This is a genomic window from Tsuneonella mangrovi, assembly GCF_002269345.1.
In the GTDB taxonomy this organism is placed as follows: Bacteria; Pseudomonadota; Alphaproteobacteria; order Sphingomonadales; family Sphingomonadaceae; genus Tsuneonella; species Tsuneonella mangrovi.
Genome location: NZ_CP022889.1, coordinates 2,212,501 through 2,236,615 on the forward strand (window position 1 = coordinate 2,212,501; position 24,115 = coordinate 2,236,615).

General features: G+C 64.2%; 16 protein-coding genes (1 of these 16 cut by a window edge). 7 read left to right on the top strand and 9 right to left on the bottom strand.

Going from position 1 to position 24,115, the window contains the following annotated elements:
• A protein-coding gene (locus tag CJO11_RS10805; RefSeq protein WP_095012713.1) for a LysR family transcriptional regulator crosses the window boundary here: on the bottom strand, positions 1-808 show its 5' portion. The gene continues 77 nt to the left of window position 1, outside the view; 808 of the gene's 885 nt are visible here — the first part of the coding sequence; it begins with the start codon at positions 806-808; its stop codon lies beyond the left edge, outside the window.
• 88 nt (positions 809-896) lie between these two features.
• Here CJO11_RS10805 and CJO11_RS10810 point away from each other — a divergent pair, with 88 nt between their 5' ends.
• Positions 897-1,835, top strand: a complete 939-nt coding sequence (locus tag CJO11_RS10810; protein ID WP_205651066.1) for a sterol desaturase family protein — start codon at positions 897-899, stop codon at positions 1,833-1,835.
• Positions 1,835-2,407, top strand: a complete 573-nt coding sequence (locus CJO11_RS10815) for a hypothetical protein (RefSeq protein ID WP_095012715.1) — start codon at positions 1,835-1,837, stop codon at positions 2,405-2,407. Before CJO11_RS10810 ends, CJO11_RS10815 begins: the two co-directional genes overlap by 1 nt.
• 1 nt (position 2,408) lies before the next feature.
• Here the strand turns inward: CJO11_RS10815 and acs are convergent, their stop codons facing one another.
• Complete coding sequence (gene acs, locus CJO11_RS10820; protein ID WP_095012716.1) at positions 2,409-4,361, bottom strand: acetate--CoA ligase; 1,953 nt, start codon at positions 4,359-4,361, stop codon at positions 2,409-2,411.
• Positions 4,362-4,649: 288 nt separating this feature from the next.
• Between acs and CJO11_RS10825 the strand changes: the two genes are divergently transcribed.
• Positions 4,650-6,638, top strand: coding sequence for a M1 family metallopeptidase (locus tag CJO11_RS10825; protein ID WP_169829186.1), 1,989 nt, complete (start codon positions 4,650-4,652; stop codon positions 6,636-6,638).
• A gap of 11 nt (positions 6,639-6,649) precedes the next feature.
• Here the strand turns inward: CJO11_RS10825 and ggt are convergent, their stop codons facing one another.
• Entirely contained in the window at positions 6,650-8,392 is a 1,743-nt protein-coding gene (gene ggt / locus CJO11_RS10830; RefSeq protein WP_095013366.1) for a gamma-glutamyltransferase, read from the bottom strand.
• 258 nt (positions 8,393-8,650) lie between these two features.
• Here ggt and CJO11_RS10835 point away from each other — a divergent pair, with 258 nt between their 5' ends.
• Both CJO11_RS10835 and CJO11_RS10840 read left to right on the top strand, forming a co-directional pair.
• A complete protein-coding gene (locus tag CJO11_RS10835) occupies positions 8,651-9,838 on the top strand; it encodes an acyl-CoA dehydrogenase family protein (RefSeq protein ID WP_240504471.1) in 1,188 nt (395 codons plus the stop codon).
• A 4-nt stretch (positions 9,839-9,842) separates the two neighbouring features.
• Positions 9,843-11,066 (top strand): CoA transferase, encoded by a 1,224-nt coding sequence (locus CJO11_RS10840; RefSeq protein WP_095012718.1) that lies wholly within the window; start codon positions 9,843-9,845, stop codon positions 11,064-11,066.
• A gap of 16 nt (positions 11,067-11,082) precedes the next feature.
• Here the strand turns inward: CJO11_RS10840 and CJO11_RS10845 are convergent, their stop codons facing one another.
• The 5 genes from CJO11_RS10845 to CJO11_RS10865 all read right to left on the bottom strand — a co-directional run bounded on the left by CJO11_RS10845 (position 11,083) and on the right by CJO11_RS10865 (position 17,618).
• Complete coding sequence (locus CJO11_RS10845) at positions 11,083-11,715, bottom strand: TetR/AcrR family transcriptional regulator (protein ID WP_095012719.1); 633 nt, start codon at positions 11,713-11,715, stop codon at positions 11,083-11,085.
• A 5-nt stretch (positions 11,716-11,720) separates the two neighbouring features.
• Positions 11,721-13,001: a D-arabinono-1,4-lactone oxidase gene (locus CJO11_RS10850; protein ID WP_095012720.1), complete on the bottom strand. Its 1,281-nt coding sequence runs from the start codon at positions 12,999-13,001 to the stop codon at positions 11,721-11,723.
• A gap of 10 nt (positions 13,002-13,011) precedes the next feature.
• Positions 13,012-14,229 (bottom strand): amino acid deaminase/aldolase, encoded by a 1,218-nt coding sequence (locus CJO11_RS10855; protein ID WP_095013368.1) that lies wholly within the window; start codon positions 14,227-14,229, stop codon positions 13,012-13,014.
• A 98-nt stretch (positions 14,230-14,327) separates the two neighbouring features.
• Complete coding sequence (locus CJO11_RS10860; protein ID WP_095012721.1) at positions 14,328-16,370, bottom strand: 3-hydroxyacyl-CoA dehydrogenase NAD-binding domain-containing protein; 2,043 nt, start codon at positions 16,368-16,370, stop codon at positions 14,328-14,330.
• Between the two features lie 12 nt (positions 16,371-16,382).
• Positions 16,383-17,618: a serine hydrolase domain-containing protein gene (locus CJO11_RS10865; protein ID WP_420823138.1), complete on the bottom strand. Its 1,236-nt coding sequence runs from the start codon at positions 17,616-17,618 to the stop codon at positions 16,383-16,385.
• Between the two features lie 211 nt (positions 17,619-17,829).
• Between CJO11_RS10865 and CJO11_RS10870 the strand changes: the two genes are divergently transcribed.
• Both CJO11_RS10870 and CJO11_RS10875 read left to right on the top strand, forming a co-directional pair.
• The gene (locus CJO11_RS10870; protein WP_095012723.1) at positions 17,830-19,587 is read left to right on the top strand and encodes a class I adenylate-forming enzyme family protein; all 1,758 of its coding nucleotides are present in this window, start codon (positions 17,830-17,832) and stop codon (positions 19,585-19,587) included.
• Positions 19,588-19,618: 31 nt separating this feature from the next.
• Positions 19,619-20,881 carry a TetR/AcrR family transcriptional regulator gene (locus tag CJO11_RS10875; protein WP_095012724.1) on the top strand — a complete coding sequence of 421 codons (1,263 nt, stop codon included), beginning with the start codon at positions 19,619-19,621 and terminating at the stop codon, positions 20,879-20,881.
• Between the two features lie 96 nt (positions 20,882-20,977).
• Here CJO11_RS10875 and CJO11_RS10880 read toward each other — a convergent pair whose 3' ends face one another.
• Positions 20,978-23,938 (bottom strand): TonB-dependent receptor, encoded by a 2,961-nt coding sequence (locus CJO11_RS10880; protein WP_095012725.1) that lies wholly within the window; start codon positions 23,936-23,938, stop codon positions 20,978-20,980.
• Positions 23,939-24,115: the final 177 nt, after the last annotated feature.

Sequence of the window (24,115 nt, forward strand, 5' to 3'; positions counted from 1 at the left end):
CCGCATAACGCGGTGCGTGGGAGATCGGCATGGTTACAAGACCGCTCGCTAGCGCCTCGCCTAGCGCGAATGATCTAGGCACCAGTGTGATCGCATCGCCGTCTGCGGCAAGCGAAAGGCACGCTGCGGTATTGAGCACGCGGTAGTGGGGGAACCCTGCCTTACGAAATGCTTCCTCCCGATCCGGTGCCATCGCTGACTGGTACAGCCGATCGAAGCCGGGCACGGCCCAGCGATATTGCAGCAGGTCGTCCATCGATCCGCCGTGGCGGTAAGCCGGGTGATCGCTCCGGAGCGCGACGACATAGGGCTCGTCAATAATTTCCCGGACCTTGAGTTGGCCGCGCGATGGAAGGCTGGCTACTGTCATCGAGTGATAGAACAGTGCGTGGACCTCGCGCCGGAGCAGTCGGACCGTGGCAACGTCGGGCGGCATCGTTTCGACCGTCACCCGGGCTTCGGGCTGCGATCGCTGCAAAGCAACCAAAGCAGGGGCGAGCGGCCCGTCGATCACTGCCGGGCCGGCGATCAGGCGCAGATGAGGATGGTGCGACAGTGTTTCCTCGCGAACCTGGTCGGAAAATGCCAGCAGCTCCTGCGCTTTCGCGGCGAGACGGTGGCCGGCTTCGGTCGCGACGACCTGCCGGGTCGATCGTTCGAACAGCGCCGTTCCGATCTCTGTCTCGAGTGCCTGGATCGACTTGGTCAGCGCCGAATGAGTCATCGCCAGATCCTCCGCCGCCGGCGAGAAGCTTTCGTTGCGATAGACCGAGAGGAAACGTCGCAAGCGGGTGAGGTTCAGTTCCATGTTCCAAAAACTACATAATATAGCCTAATTATTCAATTCAGAATTGAATTCTGTGACGGTAGCCAGCGGTCTGAAGGAGAGAGCCGCGATGCACGTTGATGAACTGATTGGAGTGAACATGGTGCCGATCATGCTCGGAGCGTTCGCGGCGGCTGCCGTACTGGAGCTGGCGGCGATCCGGTTTTTCAAGGCCCGCGGCGCGGTGCCGCTCAAGGATTCGCTGGTCTCGATCTTCCTCGGGTTGGCAAGCAACCCGGCCAATGCAGCGTTCGCGTTCATCACCTGGGGTGCCCTGTTCGCCGCACAGCCTTTCGCGATTGCCAAGATACCCAACACCTGGGCGGCATTCGCGCTGTGCTTCGTCTTCGACGACCTGCGGTTCTACCTCCACCACCGAATCGCGCACCGCGTGCGCTGGGGGTGGGCAATGCATGTCACCCACCATTCCAGCACCAACTTCAACCTCCCGATTGCGCTGCGCCAGTCGTGGATGAAGCATTTTACGGGCACGATGATGCTCAAGGTCCCATTGGTCCTGATCGGGTTCGATCCATACCTGGTGGTGTTCTGCGGGGTGCTCAATGCGACCTACCAGTTCTTCCTCCACACCCAGTCGATCGATCGACTGCCGCGATGGATCGAGTTTATCTTCAACACGCCGAGCCATCACCGCGTCCACCACGGTCGCAATGCGAAGTACCTCGACGCCAACTACGCCGGGACATTGATCATCTGGGACCGCATGTTCGGAACTTTCGTCGCGGAGGACCGCGGAGAGCCGGTCGATTTCGGGCTCGTCAAGAACCTCGAGACGCTCAACCCGGTGACGATCCTGACGCACGAATATGTCGGCATCGCGCGTGATGCGAGCCAGCGCGGGATCAGCCTGTGGCAGCGCTTGTGCTATATCTTCGCCCCGCCGGGCTGGAGTCACGACGGATCGCGCCAGACCTCCGAGGATATCAAGCGCGAAGCCGGGCTGCTCGGACCGCTCGTTGAACCGGGCAACGGGTTGAGCCGAACCTGATGCCCATGCACTACGCGTTTAGCGATGCCGCCGTGCTGGCGGCGGGAGCCTGGGGTGCCATCCGTCTATGGCCGCACGGCCACCGCCTCGCGGCGCTGGGCATGGCGGGGTTTTCTCTCGCGGCGGCGATTGGCGTGATCCGTTTCGGTAGCGGGGAGGTCGAGAGTTTCGCCGCGCTTCATACAACCGCTTCGCAGGTTCTCGGTCTTGCCGGATCAGCGGCGCTCGTCGGGTGTCTATCTATCGACTCGACGACGGGGCGTGCAGCAGGAGCCTTCGCCGCAGCCGTTGTAACGGCGACAGTGATCCATCGTTTCGCGCCGTTACTCATGGCTCCACTGGTGGTCGGGGCGATAACCGCTGGCGTGTTGTTGGGCACCTGGCGCGCCGCCCGCCGGAAGCAGCAGTGGTTCGTGCCGCTCGGTTTTGCAATCCTGCTGGTCGATATGCTGCTGGTCCGCCGCAATCCCATGTTGGGTGCGGACGTAGCATGGCACGGCTATCACCTGCTGATTGCGCTGGGTCTGTTACTGATCGCGCGCGGAATCGAGGGCGAGGCGCGCTCCATTTGACCTAGCGGTTCAGCCGTCCCTCGATCAGCCCGTCGACCAGGCTTGGATCGGCCAGCGTCGAGGTGTCGCCCAGCGACCCAAAGTCGTTCTCGGCGATCTTGCGCAGGATCCGGCGCATGATCTTGCCCGAGCGTGTCTTGGGCAGGGCAGGCGTGAAGTGGATGTGGTCGGGGGTTGCGATCGGGCCGATTTCCTTGCGCACCCATTGGCGCAGCTCTGCGGCGAGCTCGTCGCTGCCCTCCTCGCCTTCCATCAGCGTGACGTAGCAGTAGATGCCCTGTCCCTTGATGTCGTGCGGGAAGCCGACGACCGCCGCTTCGGACACCTTGGGGTGCAGCACCAGGGCGCTTTCGACTTCGGCGGTGCCCATGCGGTGGCCAGAGACGTTGATCACGTCATCGACCCGGCCTGTAATCCAGTAGTATCCGTCGGCATCGCGGCGACACCCGTCTCCGGTGAAGTACTTGCCCTCGTAGGTGCTGAAATAGGTCTGCACGAACCGGTCGTGGTCGCCGTAGACGGTGCGCGCCTGCCCTGGCCAGCTGCGGGTGATGCACAAGTTGCCTTCGGCCGCTCCTTCGAGGACCTTACCGTCGCCATCGACCAGCTGGGGGCAAACCCCGAAGAACGGCTTGCCCGCGCTGCCCGGCTTCATGTCGTGCGCGCCGGGCAGGGTGGTGATCATCACGCCGCCGGTTTCGGTCTGCCACCAGGTGTCGATGATTGGCAGCACGCCCTTGCCCACAGTGTCATGATACCAGCGCCAGGCTTCCGGGTTGATCGGCTCGCCCACGCTGCCCAGCAGCCGCAGCGATGAAAGGTCGTGCCGGGTCACGTAATCGGGGCCTTCGCGCATCAGTGCGCGGATCGCGGTCGGCGCGGTGTAGAACACGTTGACCTTGTGCTTGTCGCACACCTGCCAGAACCGGTCGTGGTCAGGGTAGTTCGGCACACTTTCGAACATCAGCGCGGTCGCGCCGTTCTGCAGCGGACCGTAGACGATATAGCTGTGCCCGGTGACCCAGCCGATATCGGCGGTGCACCAGAACACTTCGCCGGGGCGATAGTCGAACACATAGCGGAAGGTGGTCTCGGTCCACACTGCGTACCCTCCGCAGGTGTGCAGCACGCCCTTGGGTTTGCCGGTCGAACCCGAGGTGTAGAGGATGAACAATGGGTCTTCCGCGTTCATCGGTTCGCATGGGCAATCGCTGCCGACGCCTTGCGAGAATTCGTGATACCAGTGGTCGCGCCCTTCGGTCATCGACACCTCGCCGCCGGTGTGGCGGAACACCAGCACCCCTTTGACCGGCACTTTGGCGCACGCCGCATCGACGTTGGTCTTGAGCGGCACCTTCTTCGAACCGCGCAAGCCCTCGTCGGCGGTGAGGATCCAGTCGCTCTGGCAATCTTCCACCCGTCCGGCGATCGCATCGGGGCTGAATCCGCCGAACACCACCGAATGGATCGCGCCGATCCGCGCGCACGCGAGCATCGCCATCGCGCCTTCGGGGATCATCGGCATGTAGATCGTGACGCGATCGCCCTTGGCTACACCGAGCTTTTTCAGCGTATTGGCCATCGTCGCTACCGCTTCCTGCAGCTCGGCATAAGAGATCGTGCGAACTTCGCCATCGGGGCTGTCGGGTTCGAAGATCAGCGCGGCGCGTTCGCCATGTCCCGCGGCGACGTGGCGGTCGAGGGCGTTGTGGCAGATGTTGAGCACCCCGTCCTCGAACCACTTGATCGAAACCGGGTCGTAGCTCCAGTCCCCGATCTTCGTGGGCGCCTTTACCCAGTCGAGACGCTTTGCCTGCTCAGCCCAGAAGCCATCGGGATCGTCAATCGAGCGGGCATAGAGAGCTTGGTATTCGGCGAGGGTGCAGTTGGTCCCTTCGGCTGCTGCTGCGGGACGGGCAACGATGCTGTCATGCGCCGTGTGTTCTACGCTCATTTCCTGCTCCACTGTCAAACCGCTTATTGCAGCCACCGACCTTTGGCCGGGGCCCTTGTTCGATGCGCTGCCATCCCGTGCGCCCGGCACAGCTTATCGCACCATATAAGCGCCTCTCCGAAGAAATCGCCAGAGCGCAGTTGCGCGGCGCGAGCAAAGAAAATTCCTTTGACGGGAAAGGGAACGGGGCTGGCCAAACCCAGCCTCACCGCATTAAGAATGCAATCCGGTGGCGGGTCGTTCGCCATTTCAAAGCGCGTTCCGTCCCCAGTTCCCGAAAGAGGTCCGATGTTCTCCAGAACGATACGCTGCGTCTGTGCGATCCGCGCGATCGTTACTTTGGCTCTGGTTGCCGGTCTCGCGGCCCCGGCGATGGCGCAATACGATCCGCGCGCGGCGTTTGCGCCGTTCGACATGCACCAGGCGGTCAACGTCTATCGTTCGTCGAACGGATTGCCGGGGCCCGGCTACTGGCAGAACGAAGCCGATTACACGATACACGCGACGCTCGATCCCGATACCAAGGCTCCGTCGCTGGCCGGGTCGGAAGTGATCACCTACACCAACAACAGTCCAGACCAGCTGGCCAACCTGTGGCTCCAGCTCGACCAGAACGTCTATCGCGCGGACAGCCGCGGCACTTATGCCGGAGGGCGCGCGCGCCCTGCTTCGACCGATGGGTTCGTGATCGATTCGGTCGAGATCGAAGTTGGCGGCAAGTTCGTTTCCGCGCCGTTCCTGGTCAGCGACACACGTATGCGGGTGACCCTGCCGCAGCTGCTCGATGGCCACGGCACGCAAACAAAGCTGCGGATCGTGTGGCACTTCGACCTGCCGGGCAAGTGGGGCGGCCGGATGGGTTGGGGCACCGCCAAGGGCGGCACGTTCTATGACCTTGCGCAATGGCATCCGCGCATGGCTGTCTACGACGACATCCGCGGATGGGACACCGCACCCTACCTGGCGCAGGAATTCTACCTCGAATACGGCAATTTCGATTACTTCGTGACCGTGCCGAGCAACATGATAGTTGCCGGAGCGGGCGAGCTGGTCAATCCGCAGGAGGTGCTCACCGCCACCCAGCGTGCACGACTGGCCAAGGCGCGGACCAGCGATGCCACCGTGATGATCCGCACACCCGGTGAAGTGAGCGAGCCGTCGTCTCGACCCAAACAGGGCGGCACGCTGACCTGGCACTTCCACATGGCGCACACCCGCGATGTCGCGTTTTCGGCCTCGGCGGACTACGCCTGGGACGCGGCGCGGATCAACCTGCCGGGCGGAAAGTCGGCGCTGGCGATGTCGGTCTATCCGCCCGAAGCGGCTGGGCCGGACGGCTGGGCGCGCTCGACCGAATACCTCAAGGATACGATCGAGAACTTCTCGCGCCGCTGGTATCCGTTCCCCTGGCCCGTCGCGGTCAACGTCGGCGGCGTGCAGAGCGGGATGGAATACCCGGGTCTCGCGTTCGATGGTGCTGCCACGTCGAACAAGTCGCTGTTCTGGCTGACCGCGCACGAACTTGGCCACAGCTGGTTCCCGATGATCGTCGGCTCCAACGAGCGGCGCAACGCGTGGATGGATGAAGGCTTCAACACCTTCATCGACGTCTACGAATCGGAAGATTTCAACCACGGCGAATTCGCACCCAAGCGCGATGCCGAATATGCGCCCGGCGGTGGCAACCCGGTCGACGAGATCCTGCCGATCATCGAGGATCCCGACGCTCCGCCGATCCTGAGCCGGGCGGATACGATCGTCGAGAAGTATCGCCACCCGGTGACGTACTTCAAGACTGCGCTCGGCATGGTGCTGCTGCGCGAGCAGATCCTCGGCCCCAAGCGTTTCGATCCGGCGTTCCGCCGCTACATCGCCGCATGGGCGTTCAAGCATCCCAAGCCGGCGGATTTCTTCCGCGCGATGGAAAGCGGGGCGGGAGAGGACCTGTCGTATTTCTGGCGCGGCTGGTTCGCGCACAACTGGACGCTTGACCTGGGCGTCGATTCGATCGCCCCGGTCGATGGCGATGCGGCCAAGGGCACGCAGATCGTGGTCGGCAGCCACGACAAGCTGGTGTTGCCCGCTACGCTGCGGGTCGATTTCACCGACGGTACGCACACCGACTATCGCCTGCCGGCCGACAGCTGGATCAGGAACGATACGACCAGCGTGACGATCGCGTCCGGCAAGACCGTGACCAGCGCCACGGTCGACCCCGATCACAAGCTGCCGGACAAGGATCGCGGCAACAACACGTTCACTGTGAAGGGGAACTAGCCCCGTTCGGACTAGTATCCGGCGGCCAGCCCTGCCGGTCTGCGCCGGTCGTTGGCGCCTTCGAGCATCCCGGTCACGGGATCGATGCGGATCGCTTCGTCGGCGCCCCACGCGCTCACGTCGTGGAACTTGTAACCCATCGCCTCAAGCGCTGTGCGGGTCTTGTCGGTCAGGTAGCCGGGTTCGACCATCACGTTATCCGGCAGCCACTGGTGGTGGATGCGCGGTGCGTTGACCGATTGCTGCATATTCATGCCGAAATCGATCACGTTGATGATGCTTTCCATCGTGGTCGAGATGATCGTCGCGCCGCCCGGGCTGCCGGTCACAATGTAGGGCTTGCCGTCCTTGAGCACGATCGTAGGCGACATCGAGCTGAGCGGCCGCTTGCCCGGCGCGACGGCATTGGCCTTGCCTTGCACCAGCCCGAAGCCGTTGGGCACGCCGGGCTTGGAGGTGAAGTCGTCCATCTCGTTGTTGAGGAAGAACCCGGTGTCGCCCGCGATCTGGCCGATCCCGAACAGGTAGTTGAGCGTGTAGGTCACGCTGACCGCGTTGCGCTGGGCGTCGACGATCGAGAAGTGGGTGGTGTGGGTGCCTTCGACCGGTCCGGAGAGCCCTTTGACCTCGCTCGATGGGGTCGCCTTGTCGGGCTGGATCTCGGCGCGGATCAGCGCCGCGTGCTGCGGTGAAATCAGCTGCGCCACCGGGTTGTCGATGAACGCCGGGTCGCCCAAGTCGGTGTTGCGATCGGCGAAGGCATGGCGCTCAGCCTCGATCAGGTAATGCGAACCCTCGACCGAGGCGTACCCCAGCTTGCCCATCGGATAGCCCGACAGCACTTGCAGGATCTCGCACACTGTCGTCCCGCCCGAGCTCGGCGGCGGGGCCGATACGACGGTGTAGCCGCGATAGTCGCACTGGACCGGCTTTTCCCACCCGACCGTGTAGTCGGCAAAGTCCTCCATCTTGAACAGCCCGCCATTGGCCTTGCTGGCGGCAACCACGCGCTGCGCGATCGACCCCTTGTAGAACGCGTCGGTGCCGCCGTTGGCGATCAGCTTGAGCGTGGCGGCAAGTTGCGGCTGCACCAGTCGGTCGCCGACTTTGTATCGCTGGCCGTGGTTGAGGAAGATCGCCGCGACGTTGGGATACTTGGCGAAATCGTCCGCCCGCCGGTCCATGATCGCAACATCGCCTTTGGTCAGGACGAAGCCCTTTTCAGCCAGCTCGATCGCCGGGGCGATGACCTTGGAGAGCGGCATCGTCCCGAATTTCGCCAGCGCCGTATCGAGGCCCATCACGGTGCCGGGGGTGCCGACGCCGAGATAAGTGTTGATGCTGCGTCCGCGTACCACATTGCCGTTGGCGTCCTGGAAGATCGTGGCGGTCGCGGCGAGCGGCGCGCGCTCGCGAAAATCGAGGAACAGGTTGCGCCCGTCGGCCAGGTGCAGGGTCATGAACCCGCCTCCACCGATGTTGCCGCAACACGGGTGGACCACTGCCAGCGCATAGCCGACTGCGACCGCGGCATCGACTGCGTTGCCGCCTTGCTTGAGGATGTTCACGCCGACCTGCGTCGCAAGGTGCTGGGCGGAAACGACCATCGCCTTGGGGGCGGTGACCGGTTTGGCGGTGCGCCAGTCATCCGGATTGCCTTCGACCGCCGTGGTATCGAGCGCCGTGCTGGAAATCTGCTGGCCTTGTTGGGGCGCAGGTGCCGGGGCGGGGGCGACTGCCTGCTGGGCCGGCATGGAGGCGCATCCAGCCAGCAGGAAGGGCAGCACGAGGCTGCGAACGATCGATTTAGGCAATGTGCGACTCCACTCTAGGCTTGTTGGATCGCCTATTGCCGCGCCAGTGCAGCGATGTCCAACTGCTGCCATCGCAAAATTTGCTTTCGCCCGATTGCCTGCGAAGGGGTTGACGGCGCCGTTATGCGTGGCATCGCGCAACTGATCGGTCTTTGCACCGAATGACAGGCCGAACGGGCCGGAGAGAGGAATCGATCGATGAGCGCTGCGCAAAGCAACCCCGGTATGGACCCCGAGCTGTTCGAGCAGTTCATCGACCAGCTTGAGCGCTATGTCCGCGAGCGGCTGATCCCGGCGGAAAAGGACGTGATCGCCAACGATCGCATCCCCGACGAGATCGTAACCGAGATGAAGGACATGGGCCTGTTCGGGCTGACCGTGCCGGAAGAATTCGGCGGCGCGGGCCTCAATGTCTCGCAATATGCCCGCGTGGTGAAGACGATGGCCTATGCCGCGCCGGCCTATCGCTCGATCTTCTCGATCAACGTCGGGATGTTCAACTCGGCGATCAAGAACGGCGGGACCGAGGCGCAGCAGGCCGAGTGGTGGCCGCGCATCGCGGCGGGCGAAATCGCCTGTTTCGGGCTGACCGAGCCGGGCTCGGGCAGTGACAGCGCCGCGATGGCGACCACCGCGAAGCCCGATCCCAGCGGCAACGGCTGGATCCTCAACGGCACCAAGCGCTATATCACCAACGCGCCGCACGCTTCGGTCGGCCTGATCATGGCTCGCACCGAGAAGGAGAACCTGCCCAAGAACGCGCACGTATCCGCGTTTATCGTGCCGATGGATACGCCCGGCGTGTCGGTCGGGTCGCCCGATCACAAGATGGGCCAGTCGGGCAGCCACATCGCCGATATCATGCTCGACGACGTCCACGTGCCGGGCGAGGCGCTGCTCGGCGGCGAGACCGGCAAGGGCTTCGTGTTCGCGATGAAGAGCCTCGACAACGGGCGCATCTCGGTCGGTGCGGCGAGCACCGGCTACGCCCGCCGCGCGCTCGATTCCGCGCTGCGCTACGCGACCGAGCGCAAGGCGTTCGGCGAGCCGATCGCCAATTTCCAGCTGATCCAGCAGATGCTCGCCGAAAGCGAGACCGAGATCTATGCCGCCGAAGCGATGATGGCCGATGTGACCGCGCGCGCCGATCGCGGCGAGAACATCCTGCGCAAGGCGGCCGCGTTCAAGGTCTTCGCTTCCGAGATGTGTGGCCGGGTGGTCGACCGGGTGGTGCAGATATACGGCGGCGCGGGATACCTTGCGGAATACGACGCCGAGCGGTTCTTCCGCGATGCGCGCATTTACCGCATCTACGAAGGCACCACGCAGATCCTCCAGCTGCAGATCGCCAAGCACATGCTGCGCGACTTCGCGGCGCAGGCCTGAGCCAATGTACCAATTGCTCAGCGACCTCTCGATCATCGAGGTGTCGAGCTTCGTCGCGTCGCCCACCGCGGGCCTCTATTGTGCGCAAATGGGCGCGGAAGTCATCCGCGTCGACCACAAGGCCGGCGGGCTCGACTACGACCGATACATGCTCACCAAGGAGGGCTGGTCGCTCGCATGGGAGAACCTCAACCGGGCGAAGAAGTCGGTCGCGCTCGACCTGCGCAGCGGCGAAGGGCGCGAGCTGCTGCTCGAGCTCACCCGCAAGACGGGTCAAGCGATCACCAACCTTCCCGAACAGAGCTTCCTCAGCCATGCGGCGATGAGCGAAGGGCGGCCAGACATGGTCTCGGTGCGGATCATGGGTTGGCATGACGGTCGCCAGGCGATGGATTTCACCGTCAACGCGGCCAGCGGATACCCGCTGATGACCGGGCCGGCCGAGTGGGACCAGGAAACCGCGCCCCCGGTCAACCAGGTGCTGCCGGCGTGGGATTTCATTACCGGGGCGTATTGCGCGTTCGCGATGATGGCGGCGATCCATCACCGGACGATGACCGGGGAGGGCAGCGAAGTTCGCGTGCCATTGGGCGACGTCGGGATGGGCACGCTCGGCAACTCCGGCTCGCTCGCCGAAATGCTCTATCGCGGCGGCGATCGTCCGCGGCTCGGCAACGCGATCTGGGGCGCGCTGGGCCGCGACTTCATCAGCAAGGACGGCAAGCGGTTCATGGTCGCTGTGCTGACCACCAAGCAATGGCACGCAATGGTCGAGGCGTTCGATATCGCCGAGCCGATCGCTGCGCTGGAACGCGAGACGGGGGTCGAGTTCCCCCATTCGGACCACAACCGCTTCGTGCACCGCGACGCGCTGTTCGCGATCGTGCAGGGCGCGGCGGGCGCGCTCGACTATGCGGCGATTGCCGAGCGGCTGGCGGCTGCTGGCGCAACCTTCGAGCGTTACCGGACGATGTACGAAGCTTCGACCGATCCGGACCTCGTGACCAACAATCCGCTGTTCGGTCCGTCACCGAAAAACCCGAGCGGGTTCGCGTATCCGGCGACCCGCAGTTTCGCCAATATCCCGGGCCGTGAGGCTGGCGACCCGCTCCCCGCGCCGCTGCTGGGGCAGCATAGCGAGGAAGTGCTGGCCGAGCGGCTGGCGCTGTCGTCTGGCGCGATCGGCAAGCTGATCGATGCCGGAATCGTGGCGACGGCGCGAGCGTGAGGCTCTCCGGCGCGGCCTAACCGCCTGCGTGGCGCTCGACCAGCGCCGTCACCATCAAGGCAAACTGGCGTTGCAGGTCGTCGCGCAAGCGGCGTTCCTGCGCCAAGGCCAGCCGCGCGACGTGGCCGCTGATCTCGACCACCAGCATGGCGACCGCGAGCGCGGTGTGCCGGTCGAGCCCGCCAGCCAGTTGCGCGACATAGGGCGCGAGCAAATCGGCCAGCCGGCGGTTGTCGGCGACGTCGAGCGCGCGCAAGTCGTCGTCGGCCTGTGCCCCGGCCCACACCGCGATCGCTTCAGGGTGACCTTCGTAATGCGCGAAGAACGCCGCCACGAGCCGGTCCACCACCGGAGCGATGTCGTGCGCGCCTTCCCGCTCCGCCAGCGCCCGTTCCAGTTCCCCGACAAGCATCCTCCGCACCCGATCCTGGTTGCGCTCGACGAGATGACGCAGGATCACTGCCTTGGAGGGGAAATACTGGTAGATCGACGCGATCGGAACATCGGCCTGGCGGGCGATCTCACGCATCGAAAGATCGTCCGGATTGCTGGTGACAAGCAACCGCTCGGCCGCTTCGAGGATCGCTTCCACCCGTTTGCGGCTGCGGTCCTGCTGCGGCTTGCGCCGGGGGGCGATGGCATTGGTCATCGGCTTCAGGCGCCGGGCGTGTCGATGCCGAACACGCGCGCGCAACTGGCGTTGACGAACTTGCCAGCCGGATCGACCTGCTGCCGGACCGCGAGGAACCTGGCGGCGTCGGGATAGAGCGCGTGGACGTCGTCCGGCCCCAGCGTGTGCCGCTTGCCCCAGTGCGGTCGAGCGCCGTGGTCGCGCAGAACGGCTTCGAGCTCGGCGAAGATATGCTGCCATGCCATCGGCGCGTACTGGTGCACGCTGAGCGAAATGCACGGCCCGGCATGGAACGGGCTGAGCCAGATGTCGTCGCCCGCAACCGTACGGAATTCGAACGGGAACGCAAACGGCAGGCGGTGCTTGCGGACGTGGGCGATCGCTGCCTTGAGCGCGTCGATCCCGTTGGCGTAGGGGATCTCGTACTCCATCTCTTCGAACCGCACGGTGCGGTCCTGCGGGAAGATGCGCCACGCGGGCCCGGTGCGCGGCGGCTCGTCACTCACTGCCAGCGTCATCGCTTTTTGCAGCACCGGAATCGCGAACGGCAATGCCTTTGCGATATTGCAGGCGACGCGGAAGGCGGTCTCGTCGACGTCTGGGCGGTGGACATAAGGGCCATCGGGCTCGGCGAGGTCGAGCGTCTTGAGCAACACCTTGTCCGCCCACGGAAACACCCAGAATTCGATGTGGCGATGCGCCGCTACCAGTTCGTCCCACGCCTCCAAAACTTCGCCGAGCGACTTCTTCTCGATCTTTTCCGACAGGTGGTAGGCGGGCAGGACTTTCATCCGCACTGCGCTCGCCACCCCGACCATGCCGAGCGATAGTCGCGCGGCGTTGAACAGGTCCGGCCGGGCGTCCGCGTCGCAGGTCGTAACTTCACCGTTGGGCTTGACCAGCCGCATCCCGGTGACTTGCGACGACAGGCTGCCGAGCGTGATCCCGGTGCCGTGCGTGCCGGTGCCGACCGCGCCGGCGATAGACTGCGGGTTCACATCGCCCTGGTTGGCGAGCGAGAGGCCCATGTCCCACAGTTGCTCGGTTGCCTTGGCGATGCTCATCCCTGCCGGGATCCAGGCCGACTGGCGATCGGGTTCGACCTTGATCGCGCCTTCCATCCGGTCGAGCCGCAGCAAGGTGCCATCGGTCTCGCACAGCGGCATGAACGAGTGTCCTGCACCGGTGACGCGCACTTTTGCGGATTCGGCAACGATCTGCGCGAGCTCGGCTTCGTCGCGTGGTTCGGCAATGCGGCCAGGGGCGGCCGAGACGCTGCCCGACCAGTTGTGCCATGCGGTCATCGTCGCAGCCTCACATGAAGCACTGGCTATCGCCGCGATAGGTCGGCACGCGGTCGACGACCTGGCCGTTGCGGATCAGTGCCAGGGTGGAAAATCGCTCGCACAGTTCGCCTGCCTTCGCGTGACGGAATATCACCATTGCACCGATGGGCAGGTCGGTTCCCTGTGGCAGTACGACCGGGGTCTGGACCTCGCCGGAGCCTTCGTCGCGGACCAGCGAGCAACCCTCGGGCAGCCACGGCTGCGGCAGGCGGTCGGGGCCGTAGGGGCCTGAAGCGACGTAACCGCCCCCGGCGCAAGTCACCATCCCGGCTTTCGGGCGGCGCACCACGGGGAGCGCGAACCCGGCTGCCGGTTCGAGTTTGAAATTGCGGAAGTGATCGAATGTCGTCGGAGCATAGATGCCCGACCCCGCCGCGAGTTCGGTGACGCTGGGATCGGCTCCGGTGCTTTCGAAACTACCGGTGCCGCCACCATTGACGAAGCGCAGTTCGTGCCCCGCCGCGCGCAAGGCGTCCACCACCGCGCCGCGCCGCTGCGCGACTTCGGCGATCGAGCGCTTCTTCATCGCCCGGATCAGGTTGTTGCGCACGGTATTGCCCGGCACGGCATCCATCAGCCCGGCGATCTGCCCTTCGTAGCCCATCAGCCCGTCGAGCCGGAGATGGGGGTTGGCAGCGATCGCATCGGCCAGTGCAACTGCAGCGTCGGCGGACTTTATGGGCGAGCGGAAGACTCCGAAATACTGCTTGGGAAACTGCGAGCTGACGTCGAGGTCGATCGCTAGCGGGATGACCGTTCCGGCCGCTTCCGCCGCTTGCGCGATGAATGGCAATTGCCCGGTGTCGTCGACCATCAGGGTGATCGCACGGCCCATCGCCACTTGCTCGGCCACCAGCGCCAGATCGCTCGGTTCGACCGACGGATAGGCGACGACGATGTCTTCGAAGCCGAGATTGGCAAGCCACGCCGCTTCGGAGGGGGAGAAGCACAGCAACCCGCGAAACGCATCGTTGGCGAGCACGTAGCGAAGCATGGCGGTGCAGCGGATCGACTTCGACACCAGCCGGATCGGCATGCCCTTTGCGCGCGAGACCAGCCCGGCGATGTTGGCATCGACCCGGTCGAGATCGACGAACGCCGCCGGGAGCCGCTCCGGCGCAAGCGCATTGGCGTAGGTTTCGTAGAGGCTGAGCGTCGCTCGCTTGCGATCGGTATGGCTGGACACGGGGCTCGGCTCCTCTCGTTCGGTCGGACGGCGCGACTCGCCGCCCGCCAACCCGAAGGCTACCAGTCGATCAAAACATGATCAATGCTCAGCTTTTGCTATTGGCTGTTGAACTTCTCGCCCCGTTCGGCCTTTCCGCGCAGGTAGTCGCACACCGGCAAGCCGTACTTCTCGAGCCCGGCAACGATCGTATCGAGCCCGATGGTGTCGGCCCAGAACATCGGCCCGCCGGTGTAGAGCGGCCAGCCGTAGCCGTTGATCCACACAACATCGATGTCGCTCGCACGCTGGGCCATCTTCTCCTCGAGGATCTTCGCGCCTTCGTTGACCATCGGATACAGCAGCCGCTCGCGGATCTCGTCTTTCGAGATTTCGCGCTGCGCGGTGCCTTCCTTGGCGGCGAAGTCGGCGATGATCGCCTTAACATCGTCGGACGGCGTGCGGTTGCGAGCCGCATCGTAATCGTAGAAGCCCTTGCCGTTCTTCTGGCCGAAGCGGCCCGCGGCGCACAGCGCTTCGCGTACAGTGGTCACCTTGGTCGGGTCGCGATGCCAGCCGATATCGATACCCGCGAGGTCGGCCATCTGGAACGGGCCCATCGGGAAACCGAAGTCGAGCAGCACGTCGTCGACGTCCCAGTAGTTCGCGCCTTCCATGATCAGCGCATTGGCCTGCTGCTGGCGCGGGCTGAGCATGCGATTGCCGATAAAGCCCGGGCACACGCCGCTGACCGCCGCAATCTTGCCGATCGTCTTGGCGAGCTTCATGCACGTGGCGAGGACATCGTCGCGAGTCTTCTCGCCGCGCACGATCTCGAGCAATTTCATGACGTTGGCTGGCGAGAAGAAGTGTAGCCCGAGGACATATCCGGGACGCTTCGTCGCCAGCGCAATCTCGTCGACGTTGAGGTAGCTGGTGTTCGACGCGAGGATCGCGCCCTGCTTCACGACGCTGTCGAGCTTGGCGAACACCTCTTTCTTGACGTCCATGTTCTCATAGACCGCCTCGATCACCAGGTCGCAATCGGCAAGGTCGTCATACGAAAGCGTCGGCGTCAGCAGCCCCATCGCCTGGTCGACCTGCTCCATCGTCATGCGACCACGCTTGGCGGTATTTTCGTAATTCTTGCGCATCACGCCAGTGCCGCGATCGAGCGCGTCCTGCTGCATCTCGAGGATGGTCACCGGGATCCCGGCGCTGAGGAAGTTCATCGTGATCCCGCCGCCCATCGTACCGGCACCGATCACACCGACCTTCTTGATCGGGATCAGCGGAGTGTCGGCGGGAATGTCGTCGATCTTGTTCGCGGCGCGCTCGGCGAAGAAGTAGTGCCGCATGGCTGCGCTTTGCGTGCCCGTGACGAGTTTCAGGAACATCTCGCGTTCCTTCTTCACCCCTTCGGCGAACGGCATCTCGCCAGCCAGCTTCACTGCCTCGATCGCGGCGTTCGGCGCATCGAACCCGCGCATCTTGCGCCCGTTCTTGGCCCGGAACTGATCGAAGATGTCTGGGTTCTTGACCCCGTCCTGGTTGGCCGTCCCTTCCGACGAGCGAGGGACCGGCTGGCCGATCTTGCTGCGTGCAAACACAATCGCGTCGGCGGCAAGGCTTTCCTCGCTCACGATCTCGTCGACCAGCCCGATCGCTTGCGCCTTCCTTGCGGGGATCGGGTTGCCGATAGCGACCATCGGTAGCGCGGCTTCGGCGCCGATCACGCGCGGCAGGCGCTGGGTGCCTCCAGCGCCGGGGATCAGCCCCAGCTTGACTTCGGGAAGGCCCATCTTCGCGCTCGGCACGGCCACGCGATAGTGGCACGCGAGGGCGACTTCGCACCCGCCGCCGAGCGCAGTACCGTGGATCGCCGCGACGACCGGCTTATCGCCCGCTTCCATCGCGTCGAGCACTTCGGGCAGGCTCGGGCCAACCGGGGGCTTGCCGAACTCGGTGATGTCGGCACCGGCGAAGAAGGTGCGTCCGTCGCAGCGGATCACGATCGCTTCCACGCTGTCGTCTGCCAACCCCGCTTCGATCGCTTCTTTCAGGCCTGCGCGCACCGCCTGGCCGAGCGCATTGACCGGCGGGTTGTTCGAGATGACGACGAGCACTTCGCCGTCGCGCTGGGTGGAAATCGGGTTGGTCATCGGTCTTGCTCCTCAGGCGCGGCTGTCGGCCACGGCGGAATATACCAGGGTCTTGAGCTGGCGGCGGATCGGATAGACGCTGGAGGGATAGACCTGCGTCATGAAAACACACGTGATCTTCTCGACCGGATCGACGAAGAACGCGGTCGAATAGGCGCCGCCCCAATAGAACTCGCCCTTGCTGCCCGGCATCAGCGTTTTCGCCGGTTCGATCACGGTCGCAAAGCCAAGCCCGAAGCCGACCCCGGCATTCTGGCTTTCGGAGAACATGCTCTTTGAAAGCGCAGTCAGGTCCGCGCCGCCGGGCAAGTGGTTCGAAGTCATGAGTGCCAGCGTCTTGGGGCCGACGATCCGATTGCCGCCCAGCTCACCGCCGTTGACCAGCATCGTGCAGAACTTCTGGTAATCGGCGAGGGTGCTGACGAGACCGCCGCCGCCGCTGTCGAACCGGCCCTCCTTCGCGAGGCTGCTGGTCAACCCGGCGTCGAACATCTCAGGCGACTTGCCGGGGACATAGCGGAACGCGTCGACCAGCCGCTCGGCCTCGTCCGGGGCAATCCCGAACCCGGAATCTGTCATGCCCAGCGGTTTGAAGATATGCTCGGCGAAATAGTCGCCCAGCCGCTGGCCCGAAATGCGCTCGACCGCAATGCCGAGCACGTCGGTCGAGACCGAGTAGTTCCAGCTGTCGCCGGGCGCGAATTCGAGCGGCAGCTTGGCCAGCTCGGTGACGAATTCGTCGCTGTCGAGGTGGCGGCGCGCAAAGTCGAAATTGGTTTCGCGATAGACCGCATCGATGTTGGTGCGGTTCTGCAGCCCGTAAGTGAACCCGGACATGTGGGTGATCAGGTCGATGAAGCGCATCGGCGGGGCCGGAGTCCCGGGCATGAAAGGAACCGAGCCGCCGCCGCCGGCATAGACTTTGAGGTTCGCGAATTCGGGAAACACCTTGGTCACCGGATCCTCGAGCGCGATCTTGCACCGTTCGACCAGTTGCATGAACGCGATCGAAGTGACCGGCTTGGTCATTGAAGCGATCCGGAACAGCGCGTCGTCGCGCAACGCTTCGCGGTCGCGGCCCATCGTGCCGAGCTTGCTGTAGTAGGCCGGAGTCCCGTCGCGCGCGACCAGCAGCTGGGTCATCGGCAAGCGTCCGCTGTCGATATAGGCTTGCTTGACGAACGGCTCGATCCTCGCGAGGCGATCGGGGTCGAATCCCAGCTTGGCGGGATCGGTCAGCTCGAACACGTGGGGCAATTCCTTCCCTTGCTTGGGTGCACGTCGGGTGCATCGCGCGTTGCTGCGCAGTCCCATACCGATAATTCCGAAATTGGTGCAAGCGCAAGCGAGCAATGAACGCAAATCGCACATACCACACGTTCCGTTTCGGCGATTCGTCGCTTGCGCCGAGCGCTCGGGGCGATAGAGTCGGCGGCAAACAGAACGCGAGGATGCTGCAATGAACGACCAGGCGAGCGATCTCTCTGCCGAGAGCGGATGGAGCTTGCCTGACGGCTGGCCGGCGTGTTCGCGCGATGACTGCCGTGAGAGACTGACCGCGCCGGGCGAGCGGTTCGAGATGGAAACCGTTTCGATCCGCGGAGTTCCGACACGGGTATGGAAAAGCGCGCCGGCGAACCTGCGCGTACTGCTCGCGGTGGGTCGTAGCCACGGACAGCGCGAATTCACGATCTACGAGAGCGAGCGGGTTACTTACGACGCGTTCCATCGCGCGGTCGCGAAGCTCGCGCGCGAGCTGCAGGTGCGCGGGGTGCGCAAGGGCGACCGCGTGGCGCTGGCAATGCGCAACCTGCCCGAATGGCCGGTGGCGTTTTTCGCCGCAGTGTCGCTCGGAGCGATCTGTGTGCCGCTCAATGCGTGGTGGACCGGGCCGGAACTGGCCTACGGCCTCGCCGATTCGGGCACCCGGTTGCTGATCTGCGATGACGAACGGTGGGAACGGATTTCACCGCACCTTGCCGAAATTCCTTCGCTCGAACACATCCTCGTCTCACGATCTCCCGACGGTGGACCGGCTGCTCCGGCGGAAGCGCTTGAAAGCGTGATCGGTGCGCCGCCCAGCTGGAAGGGCCTGCCCGACGATGACTTGCCCGACGCAGACATCGTGCCCGATGACGAAGCAACGATCTTCTACACCAGCGGCACGACCGGCAATCCCAAGGGCGCGCTGGGCACGCACCGCAACCTTGCCACCAATATCCTGTCGAGCGGCTATTCGGCTGCCTGCGCGGCATTGCGGCGTGGGGAAACACCTCCGCAGCCGGTCCAGAAGGTCGGCCTGATGGTTATCCCGCTGTTCCACGTCACGGCCTGCTCGGCCAACCTGATGGGCAGCCTGGTGGCCGGCAACACGCTGGTGTTCATGCACAAGTGGGATCCGATCCGCGCGTTCGAGATCATCGAGCGCGAGAAGGTCAACGTCACCGGCGGGGTGCCGACGATCGCCTGGCAGCTGATCGAGCATCCCGAGCGAGGCAACTACGACCTCTCGAGCATCGAAGCGATTGCCTACGGCGGTGCGCCCTCGGCGCCCGAGTTGGTCCGCCGGATTTACAGCGAGTTCGGTGCGCTGCCCGGTAACGGCTGGGGCATGACCGAAACGATGGCAACGGTCACCAGCCATTCGAGCGAGGATTACCTCAACCGGCCGACCAGCTGCGGGCCGCCGGTCGCGGTCGCCGATCTCAAGATCATGAGCGAGGATGGGGCGCGCGAACTGCCCATCGGCGAAGTCGGCGAGCTGTGGGCACGCGGGCCGATGGTGGTGAAGGGATACTGGAACAAGCCTGAAGCGACGGCCGAGACCTTCGTAGACGGCTGGGTGCGCACCGGCGACCTCGCGCGGCTCGACGAGGAAGGGTTCTGCTACATCGTCGATCGGGCGAAAGACATGATCCTGCGCGGGGGCGAGAATATCTACTCGTCCGAAGTCGAAAATGTCCTCTATGACCATCCGGCGGTAACCGATGCGGCGCTCATCGGCATCCCGCATCGCACGCTTGGGGAGGAACCGGCAGCGGTTGTCCACCTTGCTCCCGGCACCAGCGCAAGCGAGGCCGAGCTCCAGGCATGGGTTGCCGCCCGACTTGCGAAGTTCAAGGTGCCGGTCCGGGTGTTGTTCAGCGACGAGACCTTGCCGCGCAACGCAAATGGCAAGATACTGAAAAAGGACTTGAAAGACCTATTCGCGACCTAGCGACAGGCGACAGGGAGAGGTAGGGGACGCTATGGCAACGGCAAGGCGGACGGGCGCGCACGCCGGCGGCGAGACCGCCCGGTTCGGCCAACGCCGCGACGACGTGATCCATGCCGCCTCGACGCTGATCAACGTCGTCGGCGTGAAGGGCACGACCTTTGCCGAGCTGGCGCGCGCGATCGGCCTCAACGCGACCAGCATCACCTATTATTTCGATCGCAAGGACAAGCTGGTCAGCGCGGTTTACGAGGCGACGCTCGACTGGCTGGAAGAAGCCGCGCGCGATGCCGCCGAAATGCCCGATCCCGCCGCACGGGTGCGCGCGTTCCTGCACGCGCATATCGCGCTGCGCTTGCGGGTCCGGGCGGGTGAACGCGGGCTGGTTACGGCGCTGTCGGAAATCCGCACCCTGGACGAAGACGTGCAGGCTCCGCTCCTTGCACAGTATGCGCGTATCGTGGAGATCGTGCGCGGGTTCTTCGGAGCCGAACGGTCCGGCTGGCGCAAGTCGCTCGATACCGCGCGTGCGCATATCCTGCTCGAGGCGATGTTCTGGTGGCCGGTGTGGTCGCCCAATTTCTCGACCCGGGACTTCGACAGGATCGAGGGTCGGATTTTCGATATTTTCGCGCATGGCCTGTCGGCGCGGGCTGGCGAATGGGAACCGGTCGCGCTCGACCGCAATGCCTGGCGCACCAGCAGCGGCGATGATGCCGATACGCTCGATGCGTTCATGCGCGCGGCCACGGTGCTCATCAACCAGCGCGGCTATCGCGGCGCGTCGGTCAATCGCATCGCTGCCGAGCTCAACCTGACCAAGGGCAGCTTCTACCACCATCACGAAGCCAAGGACGACCTCGTCGGCGAATGCTTTACCCGCAGCTACGATCGCCTGTCCGCGATCCAGCTCGCGGCAAGCAGGGCTGCCGGAAGCGGCTGGCAACGCATCGCCGGGGCGCTTGCCGAAGCGATCGACCTGCAGTTCCACGATCCGATGCCGCTGCTTCGCACCACCGCGCTGCAGGCACTGCCGGGGGAAGCGCGCGCAGGGGTCGTGCTGCGGTCGAACCGCCTGGCGAACCGGTTTGCCGGGATGCTGGCCGATGGCATCGCCGATGGATCGGTGCGGGCGGTCGATCCGCTGGTCGCCAGCCAGATTTTCATGCCCGCGATCAACGCCGCTTACGAAGCGCGCGGCTGGGCCGCGCGACATGGCGATCCGGCGTTCGCCACCCGGCTCTATGCGTGGACGTTGTGCGCCGGGTTCATGTCGGACCCGCCGGGAATCGACTGAGACCTGTCGCCGCAGCGCCAGCAGTAGACCGGCCAAGCAAAGGGCCCGGCGTCGCGAAACGCCGGGCCTTTGTGTTCGACCGATCAGGCCGAAGGATCAGTACTTGACCTTCAGGCCGAGCTGGAAGTTCCGCCCGATCCCGTTGCCGATGTACGGGTTGTAACCCAGCGGCAGGTAGGCCTGCGCCGGTGCCCGGTCGAAGATATTGCGCACCCCGCCGGTGATCTGCACGTCGGCAAAGGTGAACGGCAGCGTGTAGTTGGCGATCAGGTCCTGCTGGACGAATGAGCCACTGTTCTTGCCGTAGCTGCTGCCAGCAGGGACATCTGCGATTGCGAAGCACGGATCGGACGTACAGCGCTCGTCAAACACACTGGAGATGTAGGTGAGCGAATACCGCAGGTTGAGGCCACCACTGTTGAGGTTGACGTAACCGTTGGCACGCCACCGCGGCAGAGTGCCCGGATCGCGGAAGTAGTTGCCGTATCCGACGGCGTCGTACTTCGGCGACACAGGGTCCGTAATACCCGGAATATAGAAGGCATCGGTTTCGTACTTGAGGTTGAGCGACGCGTTGCCGCCGACCGAAACCCGACCGAAGTTCGTGTCGATGTCGTAATTGACGGCAAAGTCGATGCCGTGGATCTTGACCTTGGGCCCGTTGACCCATTCCGTATGGACACGAGCAATATCGAGGCCGGTGGTCGTGGCGTCGCACGTATTGCCTGAGAACGTAATCAGGCTGACCAGAGGTGCCGAGCAGTTGGCGAATCCCTTACCGTCAGAGCCTGGGACCACAGAGCTGGCGATCGCGTCAGCCGGGGTCAGCGTGATCTGGTCCTTGAAGTCAAACGACCAGTAGTCGACGCTTGCGGTCAGTCCGCCGGTCTCGAGGACGACACCGAGGTTGTAGGCCAGCGCGGTTTCCGGCTTGAGGTTCGGGTTGCCGTAGATATCGACCGACTTGTAGTTGCCGCCCGCTGCAGTGAGGCCCTGCAGCGCAGTGACGTAGTTCGGATCGACATTGCCGGCTAGCGGCCCGCGGAAGGTCGTGCCGATCGATCCGCGGAAGGTCAGGAAATCGGTCGCCTGGAAGCGCAGCGATGCCTTGGGATTGATCGTCGAACCGATCGGTTGGCCATAATCCTCGAATCGGATCGCGCCATCGAGCTCGAGATTGTCGAGGATCGGCAGCTGGAGTTCCGCGAACACCGCCCAGACCTTTTGCGACTGGTTCACCGGACGGGTGCCGCCAAGGAAGATGAACGGACCAACACCGTCGGTGGCCGTACCGACGCAGCTCGTATCCCCTTCGATGAAGCAGGGATTGACGTCGAGGTTCGATTCCTTGTTGATCGGCGTACTGGTGTACTTGTTCTTGCGGTACTGCGCGCCGAGCGCGAATTGCACCTCGCCGCCCGGCAATTCGAAGCCGGTGCCGCCGCTCAGGACGGCATCGAGCACGTATTGCTCTTCGCGCTGGAACGTGCCGTTGGGCACTTGGACCCAGTTCACCAGTTCGGGCGAGTTTTCGAGGCCAGGTACGTAATACGGGTTCAACGCTCCGTTTGCCGGATTGGTGGGCGAAGCAGAAGTGAACGGGTTGAACCACAGGCAGCCGCCCGAACCCGGGGTGGTCCCGCCGCAGTTCGGTCCGCCCAGACCGTTGAGCGCAGCCTGCATGCGCGACCCGATGACGCCGGGGGCATAGAATTCGCGCCAGTGCCGCCAGTATGTCCCGTCGATGTCCAGGGTCAGCTTGTCGTTGAGTTCGACCGTAAAGCCGTTGGTTACGCGCCAAGCGTTGTCATGCGCCGCACCGGTGCCCGCACCGCGCGGATCGGTCGGGTTGCCGGTGAAGCCAAACGGTCGCCAGTAGAGCGCAGCGATCGCGAGGATCGGGTCGGCCGTCGAACTTTGCGGCAAGCCCTGGCTTGTCAGGAATGCCGGGACGGCGGGGTTGTTCGGAGAAACCGAGAACGCCGCAACATAACCCGAGCCCTTCGGGCCCTGAGTCGGCGGGAAAGCCGGCGAATAGTTCAGGCTGGGCAGGTCGGTCTTGGCCCACAGCGCGCTGGCGTGCCATTGGACGGTATCGCTCAGGTCGGCTTCGGCCTGGGCATAGACCTGGTAGCGGTCCTCTTCCTCGGTGATGTTGTCGTAAGGAATGTAAGTGAAGCGACAGACCACCCCTGTCTGGTACCCGCCGAGGTCGTTACAGCCCTTGTCAGGTGCGTACTTGAAGGCCGGATAGGTGCTGCCATAAAACACACCGAACAGGCCAGGCGTCGCGAGCGCGGAATAACCTGACGCATTCACGTCATAGCTCTGAGAAGTATAGCTGCGATCGGTCGTCGCCAGTTCGGAGCGGTGCTGCCATCCGCCGCCGATCATGATGTTGACGTCGCCGAAGTTGTGACCCCACAGAACGCTCGCGTTGTGGTTCCCGCCCGAACCCTTGATAAAGGTCCAGTCGCCCGACACTTCGAGGCCTGTGAAGTTCTTGCGGGTGATGAAGTTCGCCACACCCGCGATCGCGTCGGAGCCATAGGTCGCTGCCGCGCCGTCCTTGAGGATTTCGACCCGCTGGAGCGCGAACATCGGGATGAGGTTGGTGTCGGCGAACCCGTCACCCGGCGACAGGATCGTACGCTTGCCGTTGAGCAGCACCAGCGTGCGGGTCGGGCCGAGGCCGCGCAAGTTGATCGAGCCGGCACCCTGGTAGGCCTGCGCGGTCGCGGAGAACTGGTTGGTGTCGCCCAGCACCGATCCGACCGAAGGCAGGTCCTTGATGAAATCGAGCGGTGACGTGATGCCCTTCTTGGTCAGATCGTCCGCCGTGGTGACGTCGACTGGCAGCGCGGCGTCTTCGGGAGTGCCGCGGATCAAGGTGCCGGTCACGACGATTTCCTCGCCGGCCTTGTTCGCCGGCTCGGTCGTGGCGTTTGCCTGGGTTGTCGAGTCAGTGGAGTCCTGAGCGAAAGCGTTGCTGGCTCCGAACAGGCCGACGGCGATTGCAAGGCCCGCGCACGAGCGGCGAAGTGTCGATTTGGTCATTGGTTCCCTCTCCTGTCCCAATGTCTATGTCTGTGATGGGCCCCGCGTCCATCGGGATACCCATTCCTCGAAAGTGGACGTTTGTTACGCTCTCAAGTCAACCCCGATCCTGCAAATCGGGGGGCAAATTTTGTCGATTTCCTCCGGCTCTGGCCAAAATGCCACGGTTTCGGGCTC

Excerpts from the sequence above, each read along its gene's own strand:
- ggt (WP_095013366.1), bottom strand. The coding sequence starts at position 8,392 with ATGCCGGCCCAGCAGGCAGTCGCCCCCGCCCCGGCACCTGCGCCCCAA.
- CJO11_RS10825 (WP_169829186.1), top strand. The coding sequence starts at position 4,650 with ATGTTCTCCAGAACGATACGCTGCGTCTGTGCGATCCGCGCGATCGTT.
- CJO11_RS10850 (WP_095012720.1), bottom strand. The coding sequence starts at position 13,001 with ATGACCGCATGGCACAACTGGTCGGGCAGCGTCTCGGCCGCCCCTGGC.
- CJO11_RS10880 (WP_095012725.1), bottom strand. The coding sequence starts at position 23,938 with ATGACCAAATCGACACTTCGCCGCTCGTGCGCGGGCCTTGCAATCGCC.
- CJO11_RS10815 (WP_095012715.1), top strand. The coding sequence starts at position 1,835 with ATGCCCATGCACTACGCGTTTAGCGATGCCGCCGTGCTGGCGGCGGGA.
- CJO11_RS10860 (WP_095012721.1), bottom strand. The coding sequence starts at position 16,370 with ATGACCAACCCGATTTCCACCCAGCGCGACGGCGAAGTGCTCGTCGTC.
- CJO11_RS10845 (WP_095012719.1), bottom strand. The coding sequence starts at position 11,715 with ATGACCAATGCCATCGCCCCCCGGCGCAAGCCGCAGCAGGACCGCAGC.
- CJO11_RS10840 (WP_095012718.1), top strand. The coding sequence starts at position 9,843 with ATGTACCAATTGCTCAGCGACCTCTCGATCATCGAGGTGTCGAGCTTC.
- CJO11_RS10875 (WP_095012724.1), top strand. The coding sequence starts at position 19,619 with ATGGCAACGGCAAGGCGGACGGGCGCGCACGCCGGCGGCGAGACCGCC.
- CJO11_RS10835 (WP_240504471.1), top strand. The coding sequence starts at position 8,651 with ATGAGCGCTGCGCAAAGCAACCCCGGTATGGACCCCGAGCTGTTCGAG.
- CJO11_RS10810 (WP_205651066.1), top strand. The coding sequence starts at position 897 with ATGCACGTTGATGAACTGATTGGAGTGAACATGGTGCCGATCATGCTC.
- CJO11_RS10870 (WP_095012723.1), top strand. The coding sequence starts at position 17,830 with ATGAACGACCAGGCGAGCGATCTCTCTGCCGAGAGCGGATGGAGCTTG.
- acs (WP_095012716.1), bottom strand. The coding sequence starts at position 4,361 with ATGAGCGTAGAACACACGGCGCATGACAGCATCGTTGCCCGTCCCGCA.